This is a genomic window from Flintibacter sp. P01028 (assembly GCF_041925235.1).
Taxonomy (GTDB): Bacteria; Bacillota; Clostridia; order Oscillospirales; family Oscillospiraceae; genus Lawsonibacter; species Lawsonibacter aceti.
Window position 1 is genome coordinate 83,836 of record NZ_JBHEVC010000003.1, and the last position, 12,400, is coordinate 96,235.

Sequence of the window (12,400 nt, forward strand, 5' to 3'; positions counted from 1 at the left end):
AAAGGTCAATCCCGCGGCAGTGTCATAAATCGGTCCTCTGTCCCATAGATCAGTTGAGCCTCCAGCCCCTTTGTGCTATACTAACAGGCACAGGAGGGCATTCTATGGAGAAAAAATGCTATGTCGCTTCCCAGCAGACAAAATGGGCTCTGGCTGCGGCGTTAAAAAAATTGATGGCTCAGAAGCCTTTGGAGAAAATCACGATCTCAGAGCTCACCGACCTATGTCATATCAAGCGGCAAAATTTTTACTACCATTTTGAAGACATCTACGACCTGATGCGCTGGATGTTTCAGAATGAAGCCGTATCTCTGCTGGAGCGACGGGAAGGAGCTCTCCTGTGGCGGGAGGGCCTTTTGGAGCTCTTTCACTATTTACAAAGCAATCGTGCAGTCTGCCTTTGCGCGCTGCGCTCTCTGGGCCGTGGGCATATCCGCCGCTTTTTTGAGGAACAGCTCCATACCATCATCTCACAGACCATTGAAGGCTTTCTTCCCGACCTGCAAGACCCATCGTCCTCAGACCATGTGGCTCTTCTGGCCCACTTCTATGTGGTGTCCTTGGCCAGCGTCATGGAGAGCTGGCTATTGGGAGAGATCGATCAGACTCCGGATGAGCTGATCAATTTTATCAGCACTGTTTTGGAAGACCACCTCCGGGGAGCCGCATTACGCCGAGGGCAGATCTCCTCTATCCCTTCTGGCGATCCCTCTTTTCCAAGAGGCTGCTCCTTAGAAGAGGAATAATGCAAAAAACGTCCCGGAACTGTGATTGTTCCGGGACGTTTCCTATTTCGATATCAGGTTGACCAGACAGCTGCCCCTCGCGCGGATTCTCTTTGTGTTTCAGTCCCAATCCGCTTCCCAGTCAATGATCGCGCCGGTTACGGCATCAATTTCAAACTCATACTCCATCCAGCCGCTTCGCATCTCACCTTCGTACAGCACACGCCCGTCGTCTACCTCCAGCTTGAAGTCAGTGTAAACCCCTGTGGTACCGGCAGCCTGTTCCACGATCTGCTTTGCCTTGGCCTCACCGATGTAATCGCTGTCCGTGGTGGAGATGGTGTACCACTCAATATCATAGTCAAAGCCCAGGATTTCCCCCGTAGCCGCGTCGATCTTGTAGTCGTACTCCTTATTTTCAGAGAAGAACTCTACATCATAGACCCGTAGTCCGTCGTCATAGTCCAGCTCCGCATAGAGGAACACCGTGTCCTTCGCCTTCACACCGGCATGGTCCAGAGCGATCACCTTGGCCTCTTCGGCGCCGATATCGCCGCTAGCCTGGGCCGGGGTCCCAACACCCATGTACCATTCAACATCATAGTCAAAACTCAGGATGTCTCCACTGGTTGCGTCGATCTCGTAATCATACTCCTTGTTGCCAGAGAAGAATTCCACGTCATATTCTACACGTCCATGGTCATGGTCCAGCTTGACATGGATCCAGGAGAGCTGGGATGCCTCTATCCCGGCGTGGTCAAGGGCGATTTCTTCCGCCCTGGATCTCCCGATAAAGTCTGTGTCAGCAGTCTGCCAGGGGCTGGATGCATTGGCACCCATTACGGGGGTAAGCAGGGCCCCAGTCACCATTACTGCGGCGGCGCAACCCACCAAAGTCTTTGAGAATGTCTTTTTCATTTTTATGTCCTCCGTCAAGTTGTTATTTCAGCAATTTTTGGGGGGCTGATTTGCTGTTCATCTATATAACGCACGGCCCTTCCATTTTATTGCACCAAAAGAAAATTTTTTCTATCGGCTCCATTTGCCCGAAGGTCTGCGCAGATCCCTAGCTGATGGCACTATTATATCGCAAATTCGGAACTGAATAAATAAACGGTGGTGGAGTCTCTGATTTCATAGCGAAAGCAAAATACGCAAGAATACCCAAAATGGTTTTCAGAAGAATAACAAAACCCCGGAGTCCTTTCAACGCAAGGATTCCGGGGCGTAAAGAGTACAAAAGACGGTTAAAGCCGATATTTTTTCAGAAACGAAAATAGCCGCCCATAGGGCGGCCCCAAATCAAAGCCCAACGCAGTGGGTTCGATTTGGAAAGGAGAAGCAAGGGAGCGGGCGGATGACGTCTTTTTGTGCCGTGGACATAAAAAGACGTCGGAGCAAAGCGGACTTTGCTCCGACGTGGTGCGGCTGACGGGAGTCGAACCCGTACGCCCATACGGACACAAGCACCTCAAGCTTGCCAGTCTACCAATTCCAGCACAGCCGCAAAGAGCGGTCCAACGACCGCTTGATTATTATACTGTCCCAGCGGAGATTTGTCAACGGGATTTTTCCCACTTTAGTCCTTTTCCGCCTTCTGGGCAGCAATGGCCTCCCGCTCCTTCTTCAGTTCCTCATAGAGCTGGTGGGTATCCCACTCCTGATTGGAAGCAGTCAGAACAGCCTTCAGAGGGATCGGAGGCAGCTTTGCCAGACGGATAACCTCCAGCACCTGGTTGAGCAGAGCGTTGTTCAGTCCGCAAAAAACCAGCATAGCTTCTGGAAGCGCCTCACTCATTTCTCCGCCCTCTCCTCTACCAGCAGCCAGATCAGACAGAGCTATGTGGTAACGGTCCGGCTCTACTACCCGCATCCGCAGCCGCAGCATGGCGAAAATCTGCCGCAGCTTAGAAAACTCCGGTCCGGAGAGGTTGTACATCAGGATAGTACCTGCGTTTCCTACACGCTTCATATCAAAAATCCTTTCCATGCCGGCACGGGGTTCGCCGCGCCGGGTCGTTTCTGATTCAGACTGCCTCCAGGGCCTGCTCGATGTCAGCGATCAGGTCGGCCGCGTCCTCGATGCCGCAGGACATCCGCACCAGGTCCGGGGTAATCCCAGCGGCGGCCAGCTCCTGGTCGTTCATCTGCCGGTGGGTGGCGGAGGCGGGATGGAGGCAGCAGGTCCGGGCGTCAGCCACATGGGTCTCGATGGCAGCCAGCTTCAGGTGCTTCATAAAGGTTTCAGCCGCCTTGCGTCCGCCCTTGACTCCGAAGGATACCACACCGCAGGTCCCGTTGGGCATGTACTTTTTGGCGACCTCATAATACTTGTCCCCCTCTAGGCCGGGGTAGGTGACAAAGCTGACCTTGGGGTGGTCCTTCAAAAACCTGGCCACAGCCAGACCGTTCTCACAGTGGCGGGCCATACGGACGTGGAGGCTCTCCAATCCCAGATTCAGCAGGAAGGCGTTCTGGGGGGACTGGATGGAGCCAAAGTCCCGCATCAGCTGGGCGGTACACTTGGTAATAAACGCGCCTGCCTGCCCGAACTTCTCGGCGTAGGTGATGCCGTGGTAGCTGTCGTCCGGGGTGGTCAGGCCAGGGAACTTCTCAGCGTGGGCCATCCAGTCAAAATTGCCGCTGTCCACAATGGCGCCGCCCACAGCCGCTCCGTGGCCGTCCATATACTTGGTGGTAGAGTGGGTGACGATGTCACACCCCCACTCGAAGGGGCGGCAGTTGACTGGAGTGGCGAAGGTGTTATCCATGATGAGGGGCACACCGTGGGCATGGGCCGCCTTGGCGAACCGCTGGATGTCCAGCACGGTGAGGGCGGGATTGGCGATAGTCTCGCCGAACACTGCTTTGGTATTGGGCCGGAAGGCGGCCTCCAACTCCTCGTCAGAGCAGTCTGGCTCTACAAAGGTAAAGTCAATGCCCATCTTCCGCATAGTTACGTGGAACAGGTTATAGGTACCGCCATAGATGGTGGAGGAGGCAACGATATGGTCGCCGCAGTTGGCGATATTGAAGATGGCGTAGAAGTTGGCCGCCTGACCAGAGGAGGTGAGCATGGCGGCAGTTCCCCCCTCCAGCTCACAGATCTTGGCAGCAACATAGTCGTTGGTCGGGTTTTGCAGCCGAGTATAAAAATAACCACTGGCCTCCAGGTCAAAGAGCTTGCCCATGTCCTCGCTGGTGGCGTACTTAAAAGTAGTAGACTGGACAATGGGGATCTGCCGGGGCTCTCCGTTTCCAGGGGTATAGCCGCCCTGGACACACTTGGTATTGATTTGATAATCACTCATAAAATTTCCTTCTTTCTTATGGGGCATGGCGGACAGGACCGCCCCAACATCTGGGGGATAGTTAAGCTTACCCTCCCGTCCGCGATTTGTCAAGTAGCCGAATCGGCCCCCTCCATCAGTTCTTCGGTCAGTACCGCCTCCCCAGCCTGAAGGAGCTGGTGGCTACGGTAGCTGGAGGTGTGACCCTCTGAACGTATCTCTACCCACTCTACGCCCTCTAATTGTGACAGGGTAAGGACGATGCAGTAGTCGGCAAGCGTCAGGGCCATATCGGTCAGTCCCCCGTATTGCTCTGACAGATAGACAGTGACCGTTTCACCCTCCCGCTCCCAGGAGAGCAGAGCTACTCCTCTGGGGAATGGGGAGCGCAGTCCCTCCTGTGAGGGACCGGACAGCAGAGCCAGAAGCAAGTCTTCCGGGGTGGGCCGTCCACGGTCCTCCGGCCAGTCCAGGGGCTGGGTATCCAGTGCCGGCCCGTGTCCTACCCCACTGCTCACGGCGAAATAGAGCTCATACTCTCCCTTCTCTTCCCCGCCGCTCCCGCAGCCCGGCAGCAGGCGCAAAGCAAGAAGGAGTACCAAAGCCAGAGCGAGGGTCCTTCTCATCCTTCTCCCTCCTCGTCCCGGTCCGGCTGGGCGGTATACTGGGGGAATCCCACGGTAAAGAGGGTCCCCTCTGGGTGGCGGGGCCTGGCAGTAATCCAGCCCCCGTGACGGCGGACCGTGTCCCGCGCGATGGACAGGCCCAGTCCGGTCCCGCCGGCCGCCCGGGAACGGGCCTTATCCACCCGGTAGAAGCGGTTGAATATCTTGGGCAGGTCCTCCTCCGGGATCCCTACCCCCGTATCCCCCACCTCAAGCAGGACCTGATCTGTGTCCCGATAGACTGACACAAACACCTTACCGCCTGGGAAATTGTATTTCACGGCATTTTCGATCAGATTGAAACAGATTTGATACAGGTCGTCCCCTGTGCTTCGGACCACACAGTCCGCCTTCAGGTCCTTCTCGATGGTCACACCGGCAGCGTCAGCCACAGGAAGGAGCATAGACACCGCCCGGTCTGCCACTTGGGACAGGTCCACTGGCTCAGTCTGTCCAGCAGGCAGGCTGTCCAGCCTGGTCAATGCCAGTAAATGCTCAGTGATGCGGGTCAGTCGGTCTGCCTCCGCGCCGATATCAGAGACAAACTCCCGTGCTGTGTCACGGTCAATCTGGTCGTTCTGGAGGATGGAATCCGCCAGTAGACGGATGGAGGCCAGCGGTGTTTTCAATTCATGGCTGGCGTCAGACACAAAACGGCGGCGGACCTCCTCCGTGGTCTGGAGCCGGTCGGTCAGCTGGTTGAACTCCTCAGCCATCTGGGCCATCTCGTCCCGCCCCTCGATCTGAAGCCGGTGGCCGTACTCCCCTTCGCCCACAATGCGGATGGCCCGCAGGAGGGCGGCAATCCGGGCGGTAAGCATCTTGGAGAAAAATGTGGACATGACCAGGGTGGCCGCGGCGATGACCAGTGAAATGGTGCGCAGGTTCTGCTGTAGGCTGCTCAAAAGCTGCCCCTGGGCCGCGTCTACCTCCAGAATATAGATGGAACCGATGATCATGCCTCGGTAGACGATGGGGGAGGCGGCGGTTGAGGTAAACACATCGTTCTCATAGCGGGAGTAGAACACATCCTTCCCCCGCAGCGCCCCCACCACCTCCTGGTAGAGGGCATACCGGTAGTGTGGTTCCTCTGGCTCCTCCTGGTTCTCCTGGTCCTTCTCCCCCGCCTCCAGGCTGTCATAGAGGATCAGACCTGCCGGATCAGTAACCAGGATACGGGACAGCCCCATGTTGTCCAGCATATTCATTACCCTGGCCACCTGGTCGGCGGAGAGAGACTCCAGCTCCATGAGAGCGGAGGCCATCACCGCCGTCTGGCTCTTCAGCGAGTCCCGTTTGGAGGTAAAGAGGAGATCTTGGGAGGCGATGACCGGATAGGTATTCAGCAGCACCAGCACCACGGCGAAAATGACCAGGTAGCTCATGGCATACTTGACCTGAAGAGAGGCAAAAAACGGCACAGTCTTGCCCGGCTTCTTCTGCTGCGGCCCCGCCATTTTGTCTCCCTCCTTCCTTAGTCTGTCCGCCCACACCCACTCGAGGCCTGCGCTTAACGCTCCCGCTCCTCCGGCCGGTTAGACAGAAAGTAGCCCACGCCCCACTTGGTACGGATATACTCCGGGTTGGCCGGGTCCAGCTCCAGCTTCTCCCGGAGCCGGCGGACGTGGACATCCACTGTGCGGTAATCTCCAATATACTCATAGCCCCAGACCACATTGAGCAGATTTTCCCGACTGTACACCCGGCCTGGATTGCGCATGAGCAGCTCCATCAGGTCGAACTCCTTGGCGGTGAGCTCCACCATCTTGTCCCCCTTCCAGGCTGCCCGCTCCCCGGTATCCAGCCGAATGTGGCCTATGGACAGAACGCCGCCCGACTGCTTCTGTCCGGCGGCGCCGGAACGGCGGAGGAGCGCCCTCACCCGCGCCTTCAGCTCCAGGATGTTGAAGGGCTTGGTGATGTAGTCGTCCGCCCCGCTCTCAAATCCCATGAGCTTGTCCGCGTCCTCCCCCTTAGCCGTCAGCATGATGACGGGCACATTGGAGAACTCCCGGATACGCATACAAGCCTGAAGGCCATCAATCTTGGGCATCATCAGGTCCAGCAGGATCAGGTCAAAGCTCCCCTCCCGGGCCAGCTCAACCGCCTGCTCCCCATCGTAGCCCACCTCCACCTGGTAGCCCTCGTGCTCCAAGTTGAATTTGATGCCCTTGACCAGTACCTGCTCGTCGTCTACTACTAATATTTTCGCCATGGATAAAAACTCCTTATTCCCTGTCCTAGCCCACACAGGCATACTCCCGCAGCCCATCCAGGATACCTGGTCCGATCCCGGACACATTGTCCAGCTCGTCCACCGACTGGAAGGGCCCGTGCGCCTCTCGGTAGTCTACAATGTCCTGGGCCCGCTTCTCCCCAATGCCGGGCAGGCGCCGCAAATCATACTGGTCCGCGGTATTGAGATCGATCTTCTCCCCGGGCAGAAGGCTGTCCGGCCTCCCCCCGAAGGAGGAAGATCCCTTTTCCGTCTCCTGGGGCTCCTCCCGGTCGTTCCGGGCGGCAGTCACCTGATAGGGCTGGGCCGCACTCCTCTGGGCCAGGAACCAGCCCCCAGTGAACAGCACAAACCCCGCGGTTAGCAGCAGTATCACCTTATCGAAGCGGGATATATCTCTCATCTTTCTCCCCCCTGCCGCTTGCGGACTGCCGCTGCTTTTGCTATAATACTGCTATCCGACTTTGCCAGATGAACGGATATAAAATTAGTATATCATACATACGGAGAATTTCCTATGAAAAAATATCGCTTTCTCTCTCTACTTCTGCTGTTCCCCATGGTACTGACTTTGTTCACCGCCCCAGCCGCTGCCCTGGAGGAGCCTGACCTGTTTTGCACCAACGCGGTACTGCTGGATGCCAATTACAACGAGGTACTGTACGACAAGGGGGCCTATGAGAAGGCCTATCCCGCCAGCACTACCAAGGTCATGACCGCCCTTCTGGTGCTGGAAGCCATTGAGAACGGTCAGCTCTCTCCCTCTACCATGGTCACCGCCGGCCCTACCCGGATGCAGGATATCCCCTCCGGCGCCGGCTATGTGGTGGCCAGCTTGAAGGAGGGCGAAGTCATGTCGGTGGAGGACCTGCTCTACTGTGTCATGCTCCCCTCCGCCGCCGACACCGCCAATGTATTGGCGGTAGAAGTAGATGGCACCATCGAGGATTTCGTAGCCCATATGAACCGAAAGGCCGGGGAACTGGGTTGTCAGAACACCCATTTCACCAACACAGCCGGCATGCACAGCGAGGACCACTACTCCACAGCCTATGACCTGGCCCTGATCTTCCAGGCGGCCTTGGAATACGACCTGTTCCGCACCATCATCAAGACTGCCGCTTACACTGTACCCGCCACCAATCTGTCGGCGGAGCGGTATTTCTACAACACCAACGGACTTATCTCCAACCTCTGGTACTCCGGCTATGTCTATGACAAGTGTATCGGCGGCAAGACAGGCAACACGGACGAGGCTGGCCGCTGCCTCATCGCCGCCGCCGAGGACGGGGACACTCTGCTCATTTCGGTGGTGCTGGGCTCCGGCCCCATGGAGCAGGAGGGCTATGAGGACTTGCGCCAGGGACAGTTGGTAGAGAGCAAACGGCTGCTGGAATACGGCTTCAACAATTTTGAACGCGTCACCATCACCAAGGGGACCGAGCCCGTGGACAAGGTGGCGGTCACCATGTCCCGCCAGGCGGACGAGGTCAATGTCAAGCCCCAGGGCTCCATCACCCGTACACTCCCCAAGGACATGGATTTGGACGCCATTGAAACCAAGATTGCCCTCTTTTCCGAGGAGGTGGAGGCCCCAGTGGAAGAGGGACAGGTGCTCGGCGTTATGACTCTGTCCTATGAGGGCGAGGTATACGGCAAGCTGGACCTGGTAGCGGTCAATTCCGTGGAACGGTCTGAGCTGTTGTATAAAAAGGAGCAGTTCATCTCCTTCTTCCAGGACACCTGGGTCCAGATCATCCTGGCTGTCGTCCTGCTGCTGGCCGCCTTTATTTTGCTAAGGTTGCTGGTCTTCCGCAAGAAGCGGCGGTATCTCTCCGGCACCGGCGCCCGCTCCCGGAGCAATTATCGGGGCATTCGAAAATAACCTTCTCCTCCAGTGGGATAGAGCGGGACCTGTCAGCTAGTTTGACCAGGTCCCGGTCCACCCGTCAGGGCGCCCCTTTCCGCAGACCTCGCGCCCGTGCGACATCATGTGCTCCAACATAAAAAAACAGGCACGGCTGGGCTGAGGACAGCTCCCTTCCGCGCCTGTTATCTATGGTCATCATGTCGAGCTCACCCAGCTCAAATGAGAGTTTTCAGTGCCTGGGCCATCTGGTCAGGACAGGAGGTGCTCTTAGCTCCGCAGCGGATGCCCTCCAGCCGCCCTATGGCTTCTTTGACTTCCATCCCCCGCAGCAGTGAGGACAAGCCCTGCAGATTTCCGCTGCAGCCGCCCTCTACCCGGACTGAGAGGATGCGTCCCTCCTCTACCTCTATTTCAAACAGATGGGAACAGACACCCTTAGGTCTGTATCTAATCGTCATATGGTTCACCCCATTTCCTCCGCTATCATAGCAAAATCGGAGGAAAAAGGCAAGTATTTCTCTCCTGTATCCGTTATGCCTGGTGTTTTCTCTGCAGTTGAAGCCGGTCGGCGATCATGGCGATGAACTCACTGTTGGTGGGCTTTCCCTTGGCGTTGGAAACGGTATAGCCAAAGTATTTCTGCAGCGTCTCTAAATCGCCCCGGTCCCACGCCACCTCGATGGCATGACGGATCGCCCGTTCTACCCGGCTCGCAGTAGTATTGAACCGCTTGGCCACTTCGGGATAGAGGACCTTGGTCACCGCATTGATCACGTCCATATCCCGGACCGCGATCAGGATGGCCTCCCTCAAATACTGATAGCCTTTGATGTGGGCGGGCACTCCCACCTCGTGGATGATGGCCGTGACCTGCTTCTCCAGATCGACGCCCCGATCACCCTCTGTTTCTATGGCTGTCCCACCGGTGAGGTCCCGAATCCGCTCACACAGGGCACTGCTTCGACAGGGCTTCACCATAAAATAGTCAGCCCCCTTTGCCGCAGCGGCATCCGCGATCCCGCCTCTGGTATAATTGGACAGCACCAGGATCTTGGGGCGTTTCTCCATCTTGTTCAGCTGTTCCAGCACCTCCAGGCCGTCCAGGCCCGCCAGCACAATCTCCATCACCACCGCGTCCGGCATCAGCTCGCTCACCATACGGACTAACTCAGCCCCATCGCCTGTCTGACCGGCCACTTGGATATCCGCCTCTCCGGACAGGCTGTCTACCAGACCCCGCCGGAAGTCCTCTCCAGCGTCTGCAATCAATATTCGTTTGATTGCTTCCATCATGATATCACTCCTACTGCTTCATATGTCCTCGTCCACAGTTGGGACGGGTTTCGACCGGCCACCTATAATCTAGCATAATCAGACAGCATATTCAAGCCAATTCTTCTATATTTTTCCATGAACTTTTCTTTAATTTTCGACATTTTTGGAATATTTTGGATGTTATCTGTGGAAGTTTGTGTCGTATTAGAAAGAAAAAGGGCCTCAGGTGTGGTATCCTGAGGCCCCTGGCTCAAGACATCTGGGCTTGGCGGCAGCTGTCGGCCTGTCGGATCATATTTTCCGCCAGGATGCCATAGCCCCGCTGGGGGTCGCTGACCAAGACGTGAGTCACAGCGCCCACCAGCCTGCCGTCCTGCAGGATCGGGCTGCCGCTCATTCCCTGGACGATGCCGCCGGTGGTCTCCAGCAGCTCCTGATCGGTCACCTGGACCATCAGGTTACGGGTCCCATCCCCATCCAGAAAGAGTTTGGTAATCTCGATGTCAAACTCTTCCACCTTGTCCCCCCGGATATTGGACAGGATCGTGGCTTTCCCAGTGTGGATCTGCTCCCTGTCAGCCACTTCTACCGGCTCCAGCCCCTGGGTCAGCTCGTTTTGGTCCAACTGGCCAAAGATACCCAGATTGGTGTTGGCGTAGAGTGTTCCCAAGTCCCGGGTCAAATCAAATTGCCCATGGAGTTCACCGGGCTGGCCGCTGACCCCTTTTTTCACATCAGACACCGTCGCCTCCATGATAGCGCCCGATTCCAGCGGCATAAGCATGGCGGTATCCACGTCGTTGATGCCATGGCCCAGGGCGGCGAACACACCGGTCTCCGGGTCATAGAAGGTCACTGTTCCGATGCCCGCCATTGAGTCTCTCAGCCAGACGCCCAGTTGGTAATTCCCCTGACTGTTGGCTACAGGGGCGGTAGTCAGCTGCAACTGCCGCTGGCCCCGGACCGCCTGAATGGTCAGCTGCTCTCCCTGCTGCTGTGCCACCATCTCCTGTATTTCTTCGATGGTGTCCACCTCTTCCCCATTGATATGGGTAATCACGTCTCCCGCCTTCAAGCCGCAATCCCGCCCGGGGTATTGGGCGCCCCGCTCTGTTTCCACCGGTGAGAGGCCCACCACCAGCACACCGTCAGAAAAAAGCTTGATACCCACTGCCCGGCCCAAGGGGATCACCTGTTCGCCAATCTCGGTATCCACGGAAGCGGCGGCGGACAGTCTCGGCATTGTCAGCATGGCGGGCGCTGCCGCTTCCGAGGCCCTTCCCCCATCTCCGGTCAACAGGATAGCCGCTAGAAGACACAGCCCCAGCACACCCGCCAAAGCGCCGGCCATACCGGGGCCGCCCTTCTGTTTTGGTCCTTTCTCCATTTGTTCCACCCCCTTAAAAACGAAAGGGCGGACGGCACGTTCAAGCCGTCCGCCCTCTCATTATGACCGTGTCGGGGGAGATTCAATCAAGGGTAGACCTTCCACCCTTTCCAGCTGTCCGCGCTTCGTCCTATCTGGGACGGACAATGGAAAAAGGACCCTGGCCCCTAATGTCAGCAAAGGAATATTTTTTAGCAAAGACAGACTGGAGGACCCCCAATGGAATCCCTCCAGTCTGTCCGATCCATTTCCTTTCCCTGAAGCTGGGCGCTTTTTACAGCCGCGCGGACCACTCCGCCTCTCGGAAGCCCACCAGCACAAAGTCATCCGCCACCAGGATGGGCCGTTTGACCAGCATTCCGTCGGTGGCCAGCAGTGCCAGCTGATCCTCCTCCGTCATGGTGGGGAGCTTGTCCTTCAGTTCCAAAGACTTGTACAATAGGCCGGAGGTATTAAAAAATTTTTTTAATGGCAAGCCGCTGGCCTGCCACCATCCGCGCAGCTCTTCCGCCGTAGGATTATTCTCCTTAATGTGTCTCTCGGTGTAGGACACGCCCCGGTCGTCCAGGAATTTTTTGGCCCGCTGGCAGGTGGTGCATTTGGGGTAACATACAAACAGCATGGTCGCCGCCTCCTTTTTTCCTATGGTATCATGTTTCTCAGGGTGGCGCAACCAAAAGAGAACATTTCAGCCAGAAGTTCTCTGCTGAAAAATATCATATTTGGAATGAAAATCTTTTTTACCTCATTTCGGGCGGTACGGTCGTATCCCGTCCCAGCTCCTCCCCCAGCTTTTGCAGCTCTCCCAGGGTCGACACGCTGATATCGCTCTCCAGCAGACGCAGCCGGGCCCGTGGGGGCATCTTGTCCCAGTAGGACAGCAGCACCGGGTCGTGGCCCACCACATCCTGTGGAAGACGGTAATATTGCTCCATAAGCTCTCCTCCTTCTC

The 12,400-nt window shown here is 56.8% G+C and carries 14 protein-coding genes and 1 tRNA gene; 2 read left to right on the forward strand and 13 right to left on the reverse strand.

Annotated features, from left to right (window positions below):
- Nucleotides 1-104 precede the first annotated feature (104 nt).
- Nucleotides 105-746, forward strand: a complete 642-nt coding sequence (locus ACEVJK_RS07195; RefSeq protein ID WP_147571480.1) for a TetR/AcrR family transcriptional regulator — start codon at nucleotides 105-107, stop codon at nucleotides 744-746.
- A 99-nt stretch (nucleotides 747-845) separates the two neighbouring features.
- Here ACEVJK_RS07195 and ACEVJK_RS07200 read toward each other — a convergent pair whose 3' ends face one another.
- From ACEVJK_RS07200 to ACEVJK_RS07235, 8 genes are all read right to left on the reverse strand, one after another.
- Complete coding sequence (locus ACEVJK_RS07200) at nucleotides 846-1,643, reverse strand: PepSY domain-containing protein (RefSeq protein WP_240288243.1); 798 nt, start codon at nucleotides 1,641-1,643, stop codon at nucleotides 846-848.
- Between the two features lie 502 nt (nucleotides 1,644-2,145).
- Nucleotides 2,146-2,232: transfer RNA gene (locus ACEVJK_RS07205), tRNA-Leu, on the reverse strand.
- A 72-nt stretch (nucleotides 2,233-2,304) separates the two neighbouring features.
- Entirely contained in the window at nucleotides 2,305-2,697 is a 393-nt protein-coding gene (locus tag ACEVJK_RS07210) for a DUF3783 domain-containing protein (RefSeq protein ID WP_186851937.1), read from the reverse strand.
- Nucleotides 2,698-2,752: 55 nt separating this feature from the next.
- Entirely contained in the window at nucleotides 2,753-4,036 is a 1,284-nt protein-coding gene (locus ACEVJK_RS07215; protein WP_147571487.1) for an O-acetylhomoserine aminocarboxypropyltransferase/cysteine synthase family protein, read from the reverse strand.
- A gap of 89 nt (nucleotides 4,037-4,125) precedes the next feature.
- A complete protein-coding gene (locus ACEVJK_RS07220; RefSeq protein ID WP_374740288.1) occupies nucleotides 4,126-4,641 on the reverse strand; it encodes a GerMN domain-containing protein in 516 nt (171 codons plus the stop codon).
- On the reverse strand, nucleotides 4,638-6,137 hold the full coding sequence (locus ACEVJK_RS07225; RefSeq protein ID WP_147571492.1) for a cell wall metabolism sensor histidine kinase WalK: 1,500 nt from the start codon (nucleotides 6,135-6,137) through the stop codon (nucleotides 4,638-4,640). Before ACEVJK_RS07225 ends, ACEVJK_RS07220 begins: the two co-directional genes overlap by 4 nt.
- Before the next feature lie 53 nt (nucleotides 6,138-6,190).
- Nucleotides 6,191-6,895 (reverse strand): response regulator transcription factor, encoded by a 705-nt coding sequence (locus tag ACEVJK_RS07230; RefSeq protein WP_147571494.1) that lies wholly within the window; start codon nucleotides 6,893-6,895, stop codon nucleotides 6,191-6,193.
- A 25-nt stretch (nucleotides 6,896-6,920) separates the two neighbouring features.
- Nucleotides 6,921-7,319 (reverse strand): ComEA family DNA-binding protein, encoded by a 399-nt coding sequence (locus tag ACEVJK_RS07235; protein ID WP_186851935.1) that lies wholly within the window; start codon nucleotides 7,317-7,319, stop codon nucleotides 6,921-6,923.
- A 114-nt stretch (nucleotides 7,320-7,433) separates the two neighbouring features.
- On the opposite strand from ACEVJK_RS07235, the gene ACEVJK_RS07240 reads away from it, so the two are divergent.
- On the forward strand, nucleotides 7,434-8,801 hold the full coding sequence (locus tag ACEVJK_RS07240; protein ID WP_374740289.1) for a D-alanyl-D-alanine carboxypeptidase family protein: 1,368 nt from the start codon (nucleotides 7,434-7,436) through the stop codon (nucleotides 8,799-8,801).
- 200 nt (nucleotides 8,802-9,001) lie between these two features.
- On the opposite strand, the gene ACEVJK_RS07245 is transcribed toward ACEVJK_RS07240, so the two are convergent.
- The 5 genes from ACEVJK_RS07245 to ACEVJK_RS07265 form a co-directional block, all read right to left on the reverse strand.
- On the reverse strand, nucleotides 9,002-9,244 hold the full coding sequence (locus tag ACEVJK_RS07245; RefSeq protein ID WP_147571500.1) for a TIGR03905 family TSCPD domain-containing protein: 243 nt from the start codon (nucleotides 9,242-9,244) through the stop codon (nucleotides 9,002-9,004).
- A 73-nt stretch (nucleotides 9,245-9,317) separates the two neighbouring features.
- Nucleotides 9,318-10,079: a sporulation transcription factor Spo0A gene (gene spo0A, locus ACEVJK_RS07250; RefSeq protein WP_147571502.1), complete on the reverse strand. Its 762-nt coding sequence runs from the start codon at nucleotides 10,077-10,079 to the stop codon at nucleotides 9,318-9,320.
- 232 nt (nucleotides 10,080-10,311) lie between these two features.
- Complete coding sequence (gene spoIVB, locus ACEVJK_RS07255; protein WP_240288252.1) at nucleotides 10,312-11,448, reverse strand: SpoIVB peptidase; 1,137 nt, start codon at nucleotides 11,446-11,448, stop codon at nucleotides 10,312-10,314.
- Nucleotides 11,449-11,722: 274 nt separating this feature from the next.
- Entirely contained in the window at nucleotides 11,723-12,070 is a 348-nt protein-coding gene (locus tag ACEVJK_RS07260) for an arsenate reductase family protein (protein ID WP_147571504.1), read from the reverse strand.
- Between the two features lie 118 nt (nucleotides 12,071-12,188).
- Nucleotides 12,189-12,383 carry a hypothetical protein gene (locus ACEVJK_RS07265; RefSeq protein ID WP_147571506.1) on the reverse strand — a complete coding sequence of 65 codons (195 nt, stop codon included), beginning with the start codon at nucleotides 12,381-12,383 and terminating at the stop codon, nucleotides 12,189-12,191.
- Nucleotides 12,384-12,400 lie beyond the last annotated feature (17 nt).

Coding starts and splice junctions, on each gene's coding strand:
- spo0A (WP_147571502.1), bottom strand. CDS start 10,079: ATGATGGAAGCAATCAAACGAATATTGATTGCAGACGCTGGAGAGGAC.
- ACEVJK_RS07210 (WP_186851937.1), bottom strand. CDS start 2,697: ATGAAGCGTGTAGGAAACGCAGGTACTATCCTGATGTACAACCTCTCC.
- ACEVJK_RS07245 (WP_147571500.1), bottom strand. CDS start 9,244: ATGACGATTAGATACAGACCTAAGGGTGTCTGTTCCCATCTGTTTGAA.
- ACEVJK_RS07240 (WP_374740289.1), top strand. CDS start 7,434: ATGAAAAAATATCGCTTTCTCTCTCTACTTCTGCTGTTCCCCATGGTA.
- ACEVJK_RS07195 (WP_147571480.1), top strand. CDS start 105: ATGGAGAAAAAATGCTATGTCGCTTCCCAGCAGACAAAATGGGCTCTG.
- ACEVJK_RS07225 (WP_147571492.1), bottom strand. CDS start 6,137: ATGGCGGGGCCGCAGCAGAAGAAGCCGGGCAAGACTGTGCCGTTTTTT.
- spoIVB (WP_240288252.1), bottom strand. CDS start 11,448: ATGGAGAAAGGACCAAAACAGAAGGGCGGCCCCGGTATGGCCGGCGCT.
- ACEVJK_RS07265 (WP_147571506.1), bottom strand. CDS start 12,383: ATGGAGCAATATTACCGTCTTCCACAGGATGTGGTGGGCCACGACCCG.
- ACEVJK_RS07235 (WP_186851935.1), bottom strand. CDS start 7,319: ATGAGAGATATATCCCGCTTCGATAAGGTGATACTGCTGCTAACCGCG.
- ACEVJK_RS07260 (WP_147571504.1), bottom strand. CDS start 12,070: ATGCTGTTTGTATGTTACCCCAAATGCACCACCTGCCAGCGGGCCAAA.
- ACEVJK_RS07230 (WP_147571494.1), bottom strand. CDS start 6,895: ATGGCGAAAATATTAGTAGTAGACGACGAGCAGGTACTGGTCAAGGGC.
- ACEVJK_RS07215 (WP_147571487.1), bottom strand. CDS start 4,036: ATGAGTGATTATCAAATCAATACCAAGTGTGTCCAGGGCGGCTATACC.
- ACEVJK_RS07220 (WP_374740288.1), bottom strand. CDS start 4,641: ATGAGAAGGACCCTCGCTCTGGCTTTGGTACTCCTTCTTGCTTTGCGC.
- ACEVJK_RS07200 (WP_240288243.1), bottom strand. CDS start 1,643: ATGAAAAAGACATTCTCAAAGACTTTGGTGGGTTGCGCCGCCGCAGTA.